A 15893-nucleotide genomic window follows, 5' to 3' on the forward strand; every position below is an offset into this window, starting at 1 on the left:
GCGTCATTGGTTAATCGTAATTTGATGTTATTAGCTTTTACCAATAACGAATAACGACTAACCAATAACGCTTTCAGTCTGTTCATTGCGGTTCACCACCGAGGTGGTGCGGAGGGGGGGACTTGAACCCCCACGAGCGTTAGCTCACTAGCACCTGAAGCTAGCGCGTCTACCAATTCCGCCACCCCCGCAATACACAGGGGAAAAAGTGGCTGGGGTATCAGGATTTGAACCTGAGAATGGCGGGATCAAAACCCGCTGCCTTACCGCTTGGCTATACCCCAACACTGGGTGCATCAAGAAGAGAGTGGCGATGGCTGGGGTACCAGGATTTGAACCTGGGAATGGCGGGATCAAAACCCGCTGCCTTACCGCTTGGCTATACCCCAACAGAATATACCGCCTGACAGTTTGAGTTGGTGCGGACGGAGAGACTTGAACTCTCACGCCGTGAGGCACTGGAACCTAAATCCAGCGTGTCTACCAATTCCACCACGTCCGCCCAAAAGGGAATTTGATTGGTGGCTACGGCGAGATTCGAACTTGCGACCCCAGCATTATGAGTGCTGTGCTCTAACCAGCTGAGCTACGTAGCCAACATCAAATTTTAATCAAACTGCACTCGTTGAGTGCGGCGCGTATTATGCAAATCAGGGGCGAAAGCGTCAACCTCTTTTTCTCAAAAAATCCATGATTTCTGCGCGATTGCTTAAAAAACGGATAGTTTGCTTATTTATTCGGCGACTAATTCACTGATTGATACGAAACTGTCGATAATACGCGCACTATTTTTAATTAGGGTGTTACCACGGTAGTGAGTCACCGTTGCTATGCTTAAATTGACCGGTGGTTGCAATGGATAGTTCGTCGATACGTTGAATTAATCGTTCGGCTGCCGTTTCTGCACTGATATCGCCGGCGTTATTCACCATCTCGGTTTGTACGAAGCCGGGATGTAGCATGGCGACAGCAATGCCATCGTCTTTCAGGTCATTCGCTAATGAAACGCCTGCCGCGTTTAAGGCGGCTTTACTCATGCGGTAGCCATAGTAGGCACCGGAACCATTATCAGCCATTGAGCCCATGCGGCTGGTGATCATGATAACTTTGCTACCTTTGTGAAGATTGTCTCGAAGGGCATCCGTCACTAACAGTGGTCCCATCGCATTCACTTTGAATTGCGCTTCAATGGTTGACGTTGAGAGACTGCCAAGTTGTTCACGCTCAAGCAAGCCGGCATTATTAATTAATATGTCGATGGCTTTGCCGTGCAGCTGTTGGCTCAATTGAGTAATACTCTCAAGGTTCGTCACATCGATGTTCTCAATAATCGAAACCCCGAGCGCTTTGAGTTCGTTGGAAGCTTTACGACAGACTGCGGTGACGGAGTCGCCGCGTTGCTTAAATTGTGTCGCGAGAGCCAATCCAATGCCGCGGTTAGCACCGGTAATTACAATATGTTGTGACATTTCTACTCCTTAAATTAAGTTTTTCGGATTGAGCAGTTGTTCGAGTTTATCGCGAGGAATATCGGTCATCTCTACAGCGACCTCGAGAATAGGGCGCTGCTGCTGGTAGGCTTGTTTGGCAATTTCAGCGGCTTTGTTGTAGCCAATCTCCCGATTCAATGCGGTTACCAAGATCGGATTTTTTGCCAAGGCCTCATTTAAGCGATCGTGATTGACCGTGAAGTCAGCGATCGCTTTATCAGCAAGCGCATGTGCAGCGTTGCTGAGTAGCTCGATACTTTGCAATTGATTAAAAGCTATCACTGGTAGCATCACGTTCAATTGAAAATTGCCTTGCTGGGCGGCGATAGAAACCGTGTGGTGGTTGCCAGCAACTTGTGCGCAAACCATCGTAACAGCTTCAGGAATAACCGGATTTACTTTGCCTGGCATGATGCTGCTACCCGGTTGCAAGGCTTTTAGACTAATTTCGCCAAGCCCTGCCAGCGGACCGCTATTCATCCACCGTAAGTCATTACTTATTTTCAGCAACACAGCACTTAAAGCGTTTAACTGACCACTTAGTGCCAAGTTGACCTCTTGGCCCGCAATACCGGCGAACGGATTTGAGCTTGCTTCAAATTTGGTTGCGGTGCGTTGACTTAGGAAATGGCAAAAGCGCTCGCCAAATTTTTCTGGTGCATTAATTCCCGATCCTATTGCAGTGCCACCTTGTGGCAAACTGCTGGCTAGCGACAATGCATGGTTTAAACCACTTTCAACATGTTCAAGTTGCGTGCCCCACGCTCGTAACTCTTGCGCCATGCTTAATGGCATAGCATCCATCAAATGAGTGCGACCGGTTTTAATGGTTTCAGTGAGCGTCTTAGCTTTCTGTTCAATCGTATGTCTGAGATGCGTTAATGCCGGTATTAAGTTCGTTCGCAGACTCAGCACGCTACTAACCAAAATTGCGGTAGGAATCACATCGTTACTGCTCTGGCTGGCATTCACATGATCGTTTGGATGTATTTGCACACCACAGAGCTTGTCGGCCAGTGACGCAATCACTTCGTTCATATTCATGTTGGTACTGGTGCCAGAGCCCGTTTGGAATATATCAAGCGGGAATGCCTCATCAGCTTGCCCAGCTATAATAGCTTCAACTGCTTTATGAACCGCATCAGCTTGCTGCTTGGAAATAACGTCGGCCTCACAATTGGCATCGGCTGCTGCAGCCTTAATATGTGCAAGCGTATAGATAAATTCGATGGGGAACACCAGTTTGCTCAACTGAAAATTTTGCCTAGCACGCTCGGTTTGAGCGCGCCACAGGGCATTCTGGGGCACTTCAACTTGACCCATGCTATCTTTTTCAACGCGTGTATCAGTCTTCTCGTTGTTTCCTTTTTGCATGTTCTACCCCTATGGGTTAACAAATGTAGTGCATTTGTTGTAGCCGATCAGTTAAGCTGATCTCAATTGATTATATTCAGTATTTATTAAATAACTTCACCCTTAAGCATGGGGTCACAATGACCAAGTTTCAAATTGTTTTCCTAATGACATTATGGTTCACGCAGGGTTTTTCGGCAGTTTCCGCTCAGGAAACGACGTCTGTAGACGCATTGACCGTGACAGTACTCGATAGCAATCAGCAGCCGTTGGCGCTTGCGGTTGTGAGTGTCAATGGTGTTGAGTTGGCAACATCTGAACAACCTACTGCAATTATGGATCAAGTAGATCGATTGTTTGTGCCCTATATTTTAGCCGTTCGTGAAAACGCGCAAGTGGCATTTCCGAACCGCGATAACATTCGTCATCAAGTGTATTCATTTTCAGAAGTTAAACCGTTCGAACTCCCTTTATATAGCAATCGTGAAGCTCCAGAGATTCAATTCGAGAATTCGGGCATTGTGGTGTTAGGCTGCAATATCCATGATCATATGCAGGCTTATATTTATGTTAGCCCGCACGATTTATCTCGCCAAACAAACGCGCAGGGAACAGTAACGTTGCCGTTAGGCGCAACGCAAGTGCACGTTTGGTATCCGTCATTAACTGACGTGGTAACAGAAGAAATGGTGGTACCGATAGTGGCTGGACAAAAGCAATTGACGGTGACGTTACCGGTACAAGCACAACACCAAAGTCCGCCGCCCGCATCAGCATTGCAACAACGTTTTAATCGTCGGAAAAATAATAATTAAATGAAGATTAAAAGTTTTCGGTCACGATTGTTATTGGTATTTACCGCACTTGCAGGTGCGGTTTTGCTGTTTGCGCTAATTGCTATTTGGTTAGCCACGTCACAACAATCTGAGCGAACGCTAGAACGCGAACTTGAAGTGAGTGAACGTGTTTTTGCTGAGCTTGTTGATGTGCGAGCTCAGCAATTACAACAAGCCGCCGAAGTTTTAACGACAGATTTCGGGTTTCGCGAGGCGATTGCCAGCAGTGATGAGAACACCATTATTTCAGCGCTAGTCAATCACGGTCAGCGTATTGGTACTGATCTGATTGTCGTTCAATCTCCGCAGGGCGAGGAAATTGCCGCAACACACGCAACACAGTTATTGCCACCTTTAGCGACGCTAACTAATGCCCCCGTTCAAGCTCAATTCGTTACCGTTAATGAAGAGATTTTTCAGATAGTGACGGTGCCGGTTCGCGCGCCGAATTTAATCGCATGGGCAACACTCGGGTTTGCTATTGATGATGATTTTGCGGTTTTAATGCGACAGCTGACCCATGCCGATATTACCTTTTTGAATCAACTTACCGGGACGATCTATGCAACCAGTTTAGATTCAGAACAGCGCGAGATGATGGCGGAGAATGCAAGTAACTTGCAGCAACGCTTAGCTGCCAATGATATTGCAGCTCATGTTTCGCAATACAACCGTGATAGCGCTTCCATTAATACTGAAGCAAACTTGATGATTATTTTCAGTACCGACAAGCTTGAAGCAACTCAGGAGTTTTTAACACTGCAACGTCAGTATATTGGTATTGCACTGGCAACGTTGATCTTTGCCGGACTACTTGCGACCTTTACCGCCCGAAAAATAAGCCAACCAATCACAGCGCTTACTGACGCTGCTAAAAAACTGGGTGCCGGTGACTATCGAGAGCCAGTTTCGATTCATCGCGCCGATGAGTTTGGTGCGTTGAGTGATGCTTTTGAAGGAATGCGTCAGGGAATAGCAGAGCGCGAGCAACAAATTATATTTCAATTAGAACATGATTTACTGACCGGATTACCGAATCGAGTTTCCATTCGAGCTTTGTTGAAAAGTGCTATCGAGTCGCAACAGAGTGGCTATGTTGTCCTGATGAATGTTGCTCGCTTTGGCGAAGTGAATGACCGCTTTGGGCAGCAAGTTGGCGATGAGTTGTTGCGTATGATTGCAGAACGCCTACGCGCGGCGGTTCCGAAGAATTGGTCTGTGGGGCACCTCGGTGGCGATGAATTTGTGCTGGTCGGTAAGCGACAGAGTGAACCACAGGTGAATGCTCTCATTGTCTCGCTAAAAACTGAATTGAGCTTGCCCTGGTGGTTAGAAGAAACCAGTTATATGTTGGATTTTCATGCTGGTTATTTGGCATATCCTCATGCTGCCGATGATGCCGATAGCATACTTCGGCGAGCTCAACTTTGTGCGCGCCAAGCGAAACGCGCAAGTGTTTTTGCGGTTGCGTACAGTCAAGGGATGGACGAGCAATATCTACGGCGTTTACAGATTGTTCAATCACTACCAAGTGCGGTTCGAGAACAGCGCTTGCAATTGCACTTTCAACCGAAGCTGTCGTGTCAAACCGGGCAGGTACTCGGTGTTGAGGCATTATTAAGGTGGCGTGATGAACAACTTGGTGTGGTTCGGCCCGATGAATTTATTCCGTTGGCGGAGCAAACGGGGGAAATTCAGCGTTTAACGCGATGGGTTTGTGGCGCCGCGTTGGACCAATTGCAACTGTGGCACGAGCAGGGGTTGCAATTGAGCTTAGCAATTAACTTGTCGGCACTTGATTTGCAATGGTCTGAATTAGTTGCGTTTGTCACTGACTCGGCGAAGCAGCGAGGTTTGTCGCCGGCATGGATTACTTTAGAAGTAACCGAAAGTGCAGTGATGGTAGACCCTGAACAGGCTATTTCGCGTTTGCAGGAGTTACGTGAAGTAGGATTCAAAATTGCGATTGACGATTATGGCACCGGATATGCGTCGCTGGCGCAACTCAAACGTCTACCAGCCGATGAGCTGAAGCTCGATCGATCGTTCATTCAACACATTGCATCGATACCTGAAGATGAAACTATTGTGCGCTCAACGATTTTGCTCGCACATGAATTGAAGTTAACCACTGTAGCCGAGGGTATTGAGGAAGATTCCGCTTGGCAAGTTTTAAAACAGTTGGGCTGTGATACGGTGCAAGGTTATTACTTCAGTCGACCGCTCGCAGCGGCGCAGTTCGAAGAATGGTTGGATAATTACCAAAGAGAGAGTAGGCATGGGTAAATTAACTGGGCTTGTTATGCCAGCTTTGGCGGTTGCAACACTGTTTGTAAGCCAGAGTGCGATGGCTGATTTTGGCCGAATTATTGCAACGGGCGGTTTAACAACAGTCGAAGGCAGCGGCGGTGGCGGCCTAGTCCCATGGGCAACACTCTCGAGCTATGCCGAAGAAGGGCAGTGGGGCGGAACTGTCGCCTATAATCAAGCGGATGTGGATGACTATAAATTGACGGTAAAAGCTGCCACGCTGTCTTTTGATAATCGTTGGGAATTTAGTGTCGCCAAACAACAATTTGATTTACTAAGTCTTGGTGGAAGCCTGAAGCAGGATATTTATGGGATTAAATATCGAATTGCTGGTGATATTTTGTATGGTGATCTGCCGCAATTTACGGTTGGCATCCAGCATAAACGAAATCAGTCTTTGGACTTACCGCAGGCGGTTGGTGCACAAGATGATACAGGAACAGATTTCTATATAAGCGGCGCCAAAGTTTGGCTTGATGGTCTCTGGCATCGCACGTGGTTGGCGAACCTAACATTGCGAGCCACTAAGGCTAACGAAATGGGGTTACTTGGTTTCGGTGGTGATGCGAATAACAGTTATGAGCTACAGAGCGAGCTTGCCGTCGGTATGTTCATTAATCGGCATTGGGTGATTGGTGTGGAATATCGACAGAAACCCAATAACTTAGGCTTCGCGAAAGAGCATGACTGGCATGACGTTTTCGTGGGATGGTTTCCGCATAAGCGTGTTGCAGTCGCGTTGGCATACACGCAATTGCAATCAATAGCCGGTGCTGATGGTCAAGATGGCATCTATGGTTCACTTCAGGTTACGTTTTAAGGAGATTCACAATGATTCGAGCATACTTGCTTGGCTTCATTATCATGTTGGCGTTGCCGGCGAACGCGACCGAACGAACGTTATATGACGAGCTTGGTCAGCAGCAGGGTATAAGCCAGCTCATGGAAGCCTTTATTCTCGAAATTGCTGAAGATGAGCGTGTTATTCATCACTTTGAAAATGTCGATATCGACCGTTTTCACCGCATGCTGTCGGAGCATATTTGTGATCTCTCTGGTGGCCCTTGCGATTATTCTGGCGAATCGATGGTGACGGTGCATACCGGAATGGATATTTCGCGTGCTGAATTTAATGCGATTGTCGAGCACTTGATGACCGCCATGGATCAGCAAAAGCTGCCGGTTAGTACACAAAACCGATTACTTGCTATACTCGCTTCATTCCATAAGGAAGTGATTCACCAATAACGAGAGCAGGTTTTCCCCGCCATGATAAAAATAAAAATACCGCACACCTTAGTGCTGATGTTGTACATGATGATTGCAGCATTGATTCTTACCTGGGTTATTCCAGCTGGCGAATTTCAACGTACGGTTAATGATATTGGACAAACCGTTGTTCAGCCAGGCACTTACAGTGTTCTTGAAAAACAACCATTGCTGAGTCCGTTGACGTTACTTACGGTTATTCCGCAAGCGTTAGGCGATGCCCAGGCGGTTATCTTCTTTGTGCTATTAATTGGTGGCGTCATGGGTATTTTGCGCGCTACCGGTATGTTAGATGCGTTAATTGGCTTATTGCTTAAGAAGTTTGCCGATAAGACCGGCTTGTTAATTCTCGGTGGCATGCTGACCTTCGGTATTTTCTCTGCCTTAATTGGTGTGGCTGAAGAGTATTTGATTTTTGTCGCCATGCTGGTGGCGCTCTGTCGAGCATTGAAACTTGATGGCATAACAGCAATGGGTATTTTGATAGTGGGTTATGGTATTGGCTATGGCTTATCTCTATTTAATCCATTTACGTTACTGATTGCCCAAGCCGTTGCCGAAGTACCGCCGGCATCGGGATTATGGTACCGACTCGTTTTATGGCCAATATTGTTTGGCATCGCATTTCATCATGTCTATGGCTATGCCAAACGCGTTGCTGCTGATCCTGCCGCCTCATTGCTTGCGGATATAACGCCGGCAAAAACCAATGAACAAGATGACTACCCAGCACTAAATGGCCGTCATAAAATCATTCTACTTGGCTTTGTCGCCGTACTTGGCGTGCTGATTTGGGGCATTAAAGTTCATGGTTGGTATTTGGTTGAGCTGAGTGCGTTATTTTTAGGTTTCGGTTTGTTTGCCGCTCTGGTTGCTAAAATGGGTGCTAGCGACGCAGCGAACAAGTTTATTGAAGGCGCTGCTGAATTAACGGCAACGGCATTGCTCATTGGCTTTGCTCGATCGATTGCTATGATTATGGAACAGGGGCAGGTACTCGACACGGTTATTTATTACCTAGCGATGCCGGTTGAAGCTTTTGGGGCGCATTTTGGTGCGGTTAGTATGCTCATCATTCAAAGTATACTGAATTTGTTTATTCCTTCAGGAAGCGGACAAGCCTTTGTCACCATGCCGATTATGGTCCCGATTGCCGATACAGCTGGTATTGGTCGTCAAATTGCGGTGTTGGCGTTCCAAATGGGCGATGGCTTGATGAACATGATTGTGCCGACTAATCCTGTATTAATGGGAATTTTAGGTTTAGCAGGTGTGCCCTACGAGCGTTGGTTTAAGTTCGTTGCCCCGTTGATGTTGAAGTTGTTATTTGCCTGTGCGATAGCAATGATTGTTGCTGTCGCGATAGGTTATCAATAATTAGAAAACGGACATAATTTGCGATATGGATAGTGCAACATTGAACGAAGGTACGAAGACTGCGGCGGTACAAGAAGCTGTGCCGCCCTGTTTGGTATCGACACGTTGGCTGGCTGCGAACATTAAAAAAAGCCATGTTCATGTGTTGGATGCGAGCATGACAAAGGTTGTTGGGCGCACGCCACTGGAATACAACGAACTCACAGTTATTCCCAATTCAATTTATTTAGACTTAGAGCAGCGGTTAACAGATACCTCGTCGGCGCTACCCAATACCTTTCCGACCGCTGAGCAAGTGACACTAGCGCTACAAGAACTGGGTGTTAATAAAACCGATACGGTGGTTGTGTATGACAACCAAGGCATTTACTCATCGCCACGAGCTTGGGTGATACTAAAAGCCATGGGGTTTGATAAGGTTTGTATTCTTGATGGTGGTTTGCCACAGTGGTTAGCCGATAACTATCCTGCCGCAACTGAATACGCGTTGCCGCGAGCAGCACGCGGCAACTTTGTCGCAAAGTTCAATAAAAGCTGGCTGGTGTCGTCAAAAGAAGTGCTCAAAGCAACCCAAAGTGGTTCAAGTAGTATTATCGATGCACGCTCACCAGACCGCTTCAATGGCACGAAACCAGAGCCAAGAGAAGGGATGCGCAGTGGCCATATTCGCAGCTCTTTTAATTTGCCATTTCTCGAAGTTCTCGATGATAACCGTTATAGAAAACCTGATGACCTCGAAGAAATGTTTATTTCGTTGGTGGGCCCCAAATCACCCCATTTAATTTTGACCTGTGGTTCAGGTATCACGGCATGTATTTTATTAGTTGCGGCAAGAATCGCCGGTTTTACTGAAGTGCAACTCTATGATGGGTCATGGTCCGAATGGGGCGCCAATCCACAGCTCCCCATCGAACCAATCTCTTCTTCGAATAACCAATAACGAGTAACCAATAACGCTTTTACACGTTAAACCGGAACAAGATCACATCGCCATCTTTCACAATATACTCTTTACCTTCTTCACGACGCTTACCAGCTTCCTTCGCACCTTGTTCACCCTTGAATTCAATATAGTCGTCAAAGCCAACAACAACGGCACGGATAAAGCCTTTTTCAAAATCGGTGTGAATTTTACCAGCAGCTTGTGGCGCCGTTGCACCTACTGGAATAGTCCAAGCGCGAACTTCCTTCACACCTGCAGTGAAATAGGTTTGTAAGTTTAATAGCTGATAGCCGCCACGAATAACACGGTTTAAACCTGGTTCAGTTAAACCAAGGTCAGCCATGAACTCGGCCTTTTCCTCGTCATCAAGCTCGGCAATTTCTGATTCGATTTTAGCACACACAGGAACAACAATCGCATTCTCTTTGCTGGCGATTTCGCGCACTTTATCGAGGTATGGATTATTCTCAAAACCATCGTCATTCACGTTAGCGATGTACATGGTTGGCTTCATGGTGAGTAAGTTGTAGCTACGAATCGTTGCCTTTTCGTCGTCCGATAGCGCTACTGAACGCGCCATTTCGCCGCTTTCTAGAGCAGGTAAAAGCTTTTGTAACACGGCAATTTCAGCGGCTGCTTGCTTATCACCACCTTTCGCTTTTTTACCCTGACGGTGTATCGCTTTTTCGACGCTGTCTAAGTCAGCAAGAGCAAGCTCAGTATTGATGACTTCGATGTCTTCGGCTGGGTCAACCTTACCAGCAACGTGAACAATGTTGTCGTTTTCAAAACAACGAACCACATGGCCAATCGCATCTGTCTCACGAATGTTCGCTAAGAACTGATTACCAAGGCCTTCGCCTTTTGAGGCGCCTTTTACGAGACCGGCGATATCCACAAACTCCATGGTGGTCGGAACCACACGTTGTGGATTCACAATTTTAGCGAGTTCATCAAGACGCGGATCAGGAACCGCGACCACACCCGTATTTGGCTCGATGGTACAGAAAGGGAAGTTTGCAGCTTCAATACCTGCTTTGGTCAGCGCGTTAAACAGCGTTGATTTACCTACGTTCGGCAAGCCGACGATACCACACTTGAATCCCATGCTTATTTCTCTCTCTGTGCTTTGAAACTATGTAAATGCTGCGTTGCCGCGCGCAGGTCTTGCTGCATTAGTATATCAATGCTGCGGCATGCTTCCGTAATGGTATCGTCCATCAATAGTTGATCAGCTTGAGGCGCTTTACCAAGCACCCAGCCGGTAACTTTGCTCTTGTCACCTGGATGACCGATACCGATACGTAAGCGATGAAAATCAGGCGTTCCCAGTCGCGCTACAATGTCTTTGATGCCGTTATGCCCGCCAGTGCCGCCTCCGGTTTTAAACTTCGCCACACCGGGTGGGAGATCAAGCTCGTCGTAAGCGACTAAAATTTCATGCGGCTCAATTTTGTAGAAGTTTGCGAGGGTAGCGACGGCATTGCCGCTTCGATTCATAAATTGCATTGGCAGCAACAGACGTAAATCCGTGGCGCCTTTTTGAATACGTGCGGTATGACCGAAGAATTTGGTTTCAGGCTGAAGTGTTTGGCCGTGCATGCGAGCATATTGCTCGACTAACCAGAAGCCTGCATTGTGTCGTGTTTGGGAGTATTCGGGGCCTGGATTACCCAGGCCCACGAGTAAGCGAATGGTCGACATAAGACCTTATTCAGCGTCTTTATCTTCTTCTTTCGCTTCTTTAGCGGTAGGAACTTCAGCAGATACTTCTTCTTCAGTTTCTTCCACTTCTTTTTCGACACGCGGTGCAGTAATTGAAACAACTGCTTGGTCGTGGTCTTCACCTTTAGTCAATTCAACCAACTCAACACCTTTAGGCATGTTCAAGTCAGTTAAGTGCAAGGTTTCGCCCAGTTTCAAGTTCGCGATATCTACTTCAACGTACTCAGGCAGATCTTTTGGTAAGCAAGAAACTTCTAGGTCTGCAATGTGGTGAACCACAACGCCGCCTTCTTGTTTCACGCCAACTGCTGATGCTTCATTGATGAAGTGAACTGGTACGTGAGTATGAAGTTTTTGACCTTTAACAACACGTTGGAAATCCAAGTGAGTTAATTTTGGCTTGTACGGGTGACGTTGAACGTCTTTCAAGATCGCTTCGTGCTTCTTGCCGTCGATAACCAAAGTCAAAATGTGCGAGTAGAAAGCTTCGTGGTCAGCCATGTTGTTCACTTTGTTGTGATCCAACGTGATTGAAACTGCTTCTTTATCGGCACCGTACAAAATTGCAGGCACTTTTTCCGCACGACGCAGGCGGCGGCTCGCACCTTTCCCTGTATCCGTACGGAGTTCTGCTTGAATAGTAAAATCGATTGTTGACATGTGGAGTGTCTCCGTTAAATAAAAATAAGCCGGATATTCGCGACCAAATACCCGACGTGTTCCTCAAAAATTTGTTTTGCTTATTTGAGGGCGCGAAATATTACCACTGGCGCCCTCAAATTTCAATCAATACTCGAACATTGCTGAGATTGATTCTTCGTTGCTGACGCGGCGTAGCGCTTCAGACAACATTCCGCTCAAGGTTAGCTGATGCACCTTGTCTAAGGCTTTCATTTCAGCACTTAATGGAATGCTATCGGTAACAATCACGCGGTCGATATGCGAATCGCGAATATTCTCAAAAGCGTTGCCTGAGAAGACTGGGTGAGTGGCATAAGCGAATACACGACGTGCGCCGTTTTTCTTGAGCGCTTCAGCAGCTTTGCACAAAGTGCCGCCGGTATCGATCATGTCGTCAACAATAATGCAGTCGCGGTCTTGAATGTCACCGATGATGTGCATGACCTGTGACTCGTTGGCACGTGGACGACGTTTATCGATAATAGCGAGGTCGATATCGTTAAGTAATTTTGCAATAGCGCGAGCTCGAACCACACCACCGATGTCAGGTGAAACTACAACAGGGTTGTGGAAGTCTTGTTGACGTAGGTGTTCCATCAATACCGGGCTTCCGAACACGTTATCGACCGGCACATCGAAAAAGCCTTGAATTTGTTCAGCGTGCAAGTCAACCGTTAACACACGGTCAACCCCAACACTTGATAAGAAGTCAGCGACAACTTTCGCGGTGATTGGTACACGAGCCGAACGCACTCGACGGTCTTGGCGTGCATAACCAAAATATGGCATGACCGCAGTAATACGACCTGCAGAAGCACGACGCAACGCATCAACCATCACGATAAGTTCCATGAGATTGTCGTTGGTTGGTGCACACGTTGATTGGATGATGAAAACGTCAGAACCACGAACATTTTCATTGATCATGACGCTGATTTCACCGTCACTAAAACGGCCAACTTCAGCATCACCGAGTTTGATATATAAGCGGTCGGCAATTTTTTGGGCGAGTTCTGGCGTCGCATTGCCAGCAAAGAGCTTCATGTCAGGCACACTAAACCTCAGTCTTGTTGGTTAGGTTCACAGTTGAAGCCTGCCGCAGTTGCTGGCAGACCGGGTTTTCATTGAGACCTCGCGCGACAAACCCTGTCCATTGTGCAGGCATCCTTTGCAATGCAGCACGGGCATCTGTCTCGTTATCAAATCGACCGAAGATGCATGCACCCGTGCCAGTCAATCGAGACGGCGCGTATTCTACCAACCAGTCGAGGGCCTTGGCAACTTCTGGATAGAGTCGACGGACCAGCGCTTCGCAGTCGTTACTGGTATTTTCCCAGCTCCAATGTGGCCATTCGAGCGGTGGATGCTGACGCGGTAGGTCAGGGTGTTTGAAAATACTTGGCGTACTAATTTGTACACCAGGGTGGATAACCAAATACCAAGGGCAGGGCGGTTGTGCCGGCTGTAAATGCTCACCTACACCTTCAGCAAAGGCTGCTTGTCCATGCACAAAAACAGGCACATCAGCACCGAGCTGTAAGCCTATTGTGGCTAATTCATTATCGTTTAATGGCAACTGCCAAAGATGGCGTAGTGCGAGCAATGTTGTTGCTGCATCAGACGAACCGCCGCCCAAGCCGCCACCAAAGGGTAAGTTCTTATGAATATGGATATGAATGCCAGGTAAACTTTGCTGAGATTGTTCGGTGAGTAGCTTCGCAGCCTTCAATACGAGGTTGTCATCGGTTTCGAGAGCTGGTTCAGTACAACTCAAGGTGATTTCCGAGTCTTTACGCAATGCGAAAGATAATTCGTCACCGAAATCAATAAATTGAAATAGCGTTTGCAAATTATGGTAACCATCGGCGCGTTGGCCGACAATATGCAAAAATAGATTTAATTTAGCGACCGCTGGTAAAGTTAAAAGCGCCATTGCGATACCTGCAGTTTTAACCGCCATGCGTCGGTCGTTAAGTTAATGCTATGAGGTAAAAAAGTGCCTTGTATGAGTTCATACTCTCCGAGTTGTGCGCGCCAAACTTGATCAGCAGCCAGCATGACAAAATTTGACAATAGCGCATAAGATTGTTGCTGGTGCTGCTGCAATTGATATTGTTTCTCGACCATACTCGGTAGTTCCTGACCGATGACAATGGCGCTAATCTGATTCATCGGTAAATCCAATCGGAAATATTGCCACAGTAATTCCTGAGCGGTTGTGGCACGATACTCCTTGCCATCTTCATCGATTAACACAGCTTGACCATTTGATTGTTCAAGCTTGGCGAGCGTGCCGCGCAATGGGTGTGAGAAGCGCATGGTTAACTGAACAGCACTTGAGTACCAATCTACATAAAGCCCGTGGCGATCATCCGCACGTAAGTCGAATAAGGCCATTTGACCGCGCAAGCGCCAGTTATCCAGTTGCTTAAGTTGTTGCTGCTGCGCGAGCACCGCCTCGGCATCAACATCACGCATACTTGGTGGCTCAGGAACACTGCTGCAAGCAGTCAACCAAGCACTTGTGAGTACTACTAAAAGGAGACGTTTCATTGGTTTTGCTATCCCTGTTCGTGCGCTTTTCATCATGCGGGCTTTCACGTACAATTGCCAGCGTTTCGCAGTAGTTAGAGGCTCGCAATTTTTTGCTATTATGACCATTTTCGCGCTAGGTGTTAACCACAAAACCGCTTCCGTGTCGTTACGGGAGCAAGTCGCCTTCTCGCCAGAGCAGCTGCATCAAGCGTTGCCAGCTTTGCGTGAACAAACTGGCGTGGCTGAAGCCGTTATCTTATCTACCTGTAACCGCACCGAGTTATATTGTCATGGTGTGGCATCCACCGATATGTTGATTGGTTGGCTTGCAGGCTATCACCGTATTCCGTTGGAACAGTTGCGCGAGCATTGTTATGCCTACGAAGATGGCGCAGCTATCGAGCACCTAATGGCTGTGGCTAGTGGCCTCGATTCTTTGGTTCTCGGTGAGCCACAAATTCTTGGACAAGTGAAGCAAGCCTATCAATTCGCACGTAACCAAGCGAGCGTGGGAACGGTACTTGAGCGACTATTCCAGAGCACCTTTCGGGTAGCAAAAACCGTGCGCAGCGAAACCAAAGTCGGCGAAAATGCGGTATCGGTGGCGTTTGCGGCAGTCAACTTGGCGCGCCAAATCTTTGCGGAGCTGCCAGAGTCGCGGGTATTGTTGGTTGGAGCAGGCGATACAGCTGAACTCGTTGCGCAGCATCTCACTGAGCATGGTGTTAAACAATTAATGGTAGCCAATCGTACGTTGGCACGTGCGAGTGCAGTGGCTGAGCGCTTCCAAGGTCAAGCGCATACGCTGGGTGAGTTACCTGAGTTATTACCGCAAGCTGATATTGTGATTAGTTCAACGGCCAGTCCGTTACCCATTATCGGTAAGGGTTTGGTCGAGAAAGCGTTGAAGGCGCGTAAACGGCAACCAATTCTACTGATTGATTTGGCCGTGCCGCGTGATATTGAAGAACAAGTGAATGAATTAGATGATGCCTTCTTGTACACGGTTGATGACTTACAAGGCATCATTACAGAAAACCTTCGCAACCGCGAGGAAGCAGCCGCTGATGCAAAAGTCATTATTGCTGAGCATTCCGAAGCTTTTACGGCTTGGATACGCCAGCTTGATCATGTTGACGTGATTCGTGATTTTCGCCAGCGCACTGAACAGATGGCTGAAGAACAATTACAACGCGCTCGCAATCAGTTAGCTGCGGGCAAAAGTGCCGATGACGTGCTGGGTGAGTTCGCCCAACGTTTAACCAAACAATTTCTCCATCAGCCGACGCGAATGATGCGTGAAGCTGGCGCCGCGGGTGATTTCGAAACCTTAGCGGTATTTCAAAAATTAATAGCAGATGACGAGTAAGGTCC

The 15893-nt window shown here is 47.4% G+C and carries 15 protein-coding genes and 5 tRNA genes; 7 read left to right on the forward strand and 13 right to left on the reverse strand.

Going from position 1 to position 15893, the window contains the following annotated elements:
* Positions 1–104: 104 nt before the first annotated feature.
* The 7 genes from D3795_RS01245 to D3795_RS01275 form a co-directional block, all read right to left on the reverse strand.
* A tRNA-Leu gene (locus D3795_RS01245) sits at positions 105–191 on the reverse strand.
* 18 nt (positions 192–209) lie between these two features.
* Positions 210–284 (reverse strand) — tRNA-Gln (locus tag D3795_RS01250).
* Between the two features lie 30 nt (positions 285–314).
* A tRNA-Gln gene (locus D3795_RS01255) sits at positions 315–389 on the reverse strand.
* A 28-nt stretch (positions 390–417) separates the two neighbouring features.
* Positions 418–502 (reverse strand) — tRNA-Leu (locus D3795_RS01260).
* A 17-nt stretch (positions 503–519) separates the two neighbouring features.
* Positions 520–596 (reverse strand) — tRNA-Met (locus tag D3795_RS01265).
* 207 nt (positions 597–803) lie between these two features.
* Positions 804–1469, reverse strand: a complete 666-nt coding sequence (locus D3795_RS01270; protein ID WP_156265802.1) for an SDR family oxidoreductase — start codon at positions 1467–1469, stop codon at positions 804–806.
* Between the two features lie 9 nt (positions 1470–1478).
* The gene (locus D3795_RS01275) at positions 1479–2864 is read right to left on the reverse strand and encodes a class II fumarate hydratase (RefSeq protein ID WP_156265803.1); all 1386 of its coding nucleotides are present in this window, start codon (positions 2862–2864) and stop codon (positions 1479–1481) included.
* Positions 2865–2983: 119 nt separating this feature from the next.
* Here D3795_RS01275 and D3795_RS01280 point away from each other — a divergent pair, with 119 nt between their 5' ends.
* The 6 genes from D3795_RS01280 to D3795_RS01305 are packed head-to-tail and all read left to right on the forward strand — an operon-like array spanning position 2984 to position 9575.
* Positions 2984–3658 (forward strand): cupredoxin domain-containing protein, encoded by a 675-nt coding sequence (locus D3795_RS01280; protein ID WP_156265804.1) that lies wholly within the window; start codon positions 2984–2986, stop codon positions 3656–3658.
* Positions 3659–5965: a bifunctional diguanylate cyclase/phosphodiesterase gene (locus D3795_RS01285; RefSeq protein ID WP_156265805.1), complete on the forward strand. Its 2307-nt coding sequence runs from the start codon at positions 3659–3661 to the stop codon at positions 5963–5965.
* On the forward strand, positions 5958–6809 hold the full coding sequence (locus D3795_RS01290) for a DUF3034 family protein (RefSeq protein WP_156265806.1): 852 nt from the start codon (positions 5958–5960) through the stop codon (positions 6807–6809). The genes D3795_RS01285 and D3795_RS01290 overlap by 8 nt, the downstream gene beginning before the upstream one ends.
* A gap of 11 nt (positions 6810–6820) precedes the next feature.
* Positions 6821–7237, forward strand: coding sequence for a group I truncated hemoglobin (locus tag D3795_RS01295; RefSeq protein WP_156265807.1), 417 nt, complete (start codon positions 6821–6823; stop codon positions 7235–7237).
* Positions 7238–7258: 21 nt separating this feature from the next.
* Entirely contained in the window at positions 7259–8635 is a 1377-nt protein-coding gene (locus D3795_RS01300; protein ID WP_156265808.1) for a YfcC family protein, read from the forward strand.
* Positions 8636–8660: 25 nt separating this feature from the next.
* On the forward strand, positions 8661–9575 hold the full coding sequence (locus D3795_RS01305) for a sulfurtransferase (protein ID WP_156265809.1): 915 nt from the start codon (positions 8661–8663) through the stop codon (positions 9573–9575).
* Between the two features lie 19 nt (positions 9576–9594).
* Here D3795_RS01305 and ychF read toward each other — a convergent pair whose 3' ends face one another.
* The 6 genes from ychF to lolB all read right to left on the reverse strand — a co-directional run bounded on the left by ychF (position 9595) and on the right by lolB (position 14537).
* A complete protein-coding gene (ychF, locus tag D3795_RS01310) occupies positions 9595–10686 on the reverse strand; it encodes a redox-regulated ATPase YchF (protein ID WP_156265810.1) in 1092 nt (363 codons plus the stop codon).
* 2 nt (positions 10687–10688) lie between these two features.
* Complete coding sequence (pth, locus tag D3795_RS01315) at positions 10689–11282, reverse strand: aminoacyl-tRNA hydrolase (RefSeq protein ID WP_156265811.1); 594 nt, start codon at positions 11280–11282, stop codon at positions 10689–10691.
* Positions 11283–11288: 6 nt separating this feature from the next.
* A complete protein-coding gene (locus tag D3795_RS01320) occupies positions 11289–11963 on the reverse strand; it encodes a 50S ribosomal protein L25/general stress protein Ctc (protein WP_156265812.1) in 675 nt (224 codons plus the stop codon).
* Between the two features lie 126 nt (positions 11964–12089).
* Entirely contained in the window at positions 12090–13037 is a 948-nt protein-coding gene (locus D3795_RS01325; protein WP_156265813.1) for a ribose-phosphate pyrophosphokinase, read from the reverse strand.
* 1 nt (position 13038) lies between these two features.
* On the reverse strand, positions 13039–13944 hold the full coding sequence (ispE, locus tag D3795_RS01330; protein ID WP_310942364.1) for a 4-(cytidine 5'-diphospho)-2-C-methyl-D-erythritol kinase: 906 nt from the start codon (positions 13942–13944) through the stop codon (positions 13039–13041).
* Positions 13905–14537 (reverse strand): lipoprotein insertase outer membrane protein LolB, encoded by a 633-nt coding sequence (gene lolB, locus D3795_RS01335; protein ID WP_173020969.1) that lies wholly within the window; start codon positions 14535–14537, stop codon positions 13905–13907. The genes ispE and lolB overlap by 40 nt, the downstream gene beginning before the upstream one ends.
* A 100-nt stretch (positions 14538–14637) precedes the next feature.
* Here lolB and hemA point away from each other — a divergent pair, with 100 nt between their 5' ends.
* Complete coding sequence (hemA, locus tag D3795_RS01340) at positions 14638–15888, forward strand: glutamyl-tRNA reductase (protein WP_156265815.1); 1251 nt, start codon at positions 14638–14640, stop codon at positions 15886–15888.
* Positions 15889–15893 lie beyond the last annotated feature (5 nt).

Source organism: Pseudidiomarina andamanensis, from assembly GCF_009734345.1.
Taxonomy (GTDB): domain Bacteria; phylum Pseudomonadota; class Gammaproteobacteria; order Enterobacterales; family Alteromonadaceae; genus Pseudidiomarina; species Pseudidiomarina andamanensis.

Excerpts from the sequence above, each read along its gene's own strand:
- D3795_RS01295 (WP_156265807.1), top strand. The coding sequence starts at position 6,821 with ATGATTCGAGCATACTTGCTTGGCTTCATTATCATGTTGGCGTTGCCG.
- D3795_RS01290 (WP_156265806.1), top strand. The coding sequence starts at position 5,958 with ATGGGTAAATTAACTGGGCTTGTTATGCCAGCTTTGGCGGTTGCAACA.
- hemA (WP_156265815.1), top strand. The coding sequence starts at position 14,638 with ATGACCATTTTCGCGCTAGGTGTTAACCACAAAACCGCTTCCGTGTCG.
- D3795_RS01275 (WP_156265803.1), bottom strand. The coding sequence starts at position 2,864 with ATGCAAAAAGGAAACAACGAGAAGACTGATACACGCGTTGAAAAAGAT.
- lolB (WP_173020969.1), bottom strand. The coding sequence starts at position 14,537 with ATGAAACGTCTCCTTTTAGTAGTACTCACAAGTGCTTGGTTGACTGCT.
- D3795_RS01285 (WP_156265805.1), top strand. The coding sequence starts at position 3,659 with ATGAAGATTAAAAGTTTTCGGTCACGATTGTTATTGGTATTTACCGCA.
- D3795_RS01320 (WP_156265812.1), bottom strand. The coding sequence starts at position 11,963 with ATGTCAACAATCGATTTTACTATTCAAGCAGAACTCCGTACGGATACA.
- ispE (WP_310942364.1), bottom strand. The coding sequence starts at position 13,944 with ATGGCGGTTAAAACTGCAGGTATCGCAATGGCGCTTTTAACTTTACCA.
- D3795_RS01305 (WP_156265809.1), top strand. The coding sequence starts at position 8,661 with ATGGATAGTGCAACATTGAACGAAGGTACGAAGACTGCGGCGGTACAA.
- D3795_RS01280 (WP_156265804.1), top strand. The coding sequence starts at position 2,984 with ATGACCAAGTTTCAAATTGTTTTCCTAATGACATTATGGTTCACGCAG.
- pth (WP_156265811.1), bottom strand. The coding sequence starts at position 11,282 with ATGTCGACCATTCGCTTACTCGTGGGCCTGGGTAATCCAGGCCCCGAA.
- ychF (WP_156265810.1), bottom strand. The coding sequence starts at position 10,686 with ATGGGATTCAAGTGTGGTATCGTCGGCTTGCCGAACGTAGGTAAATCA.
- D3795_RS01300 (WP_156265808.1), top strand. The coding sequence starts at position 7,259 with ATGATAAAAATAAAAATACCGCACACCTTAGTGCTGATGTTGTACATG.
- D3795_RS01270 (WP_156265802.1), bottom strand. The coding sequence starts at position 1,469 with ATGTCACAACATATTGTAATTACCGGTGCTAACCGCGGCATTGGATTG.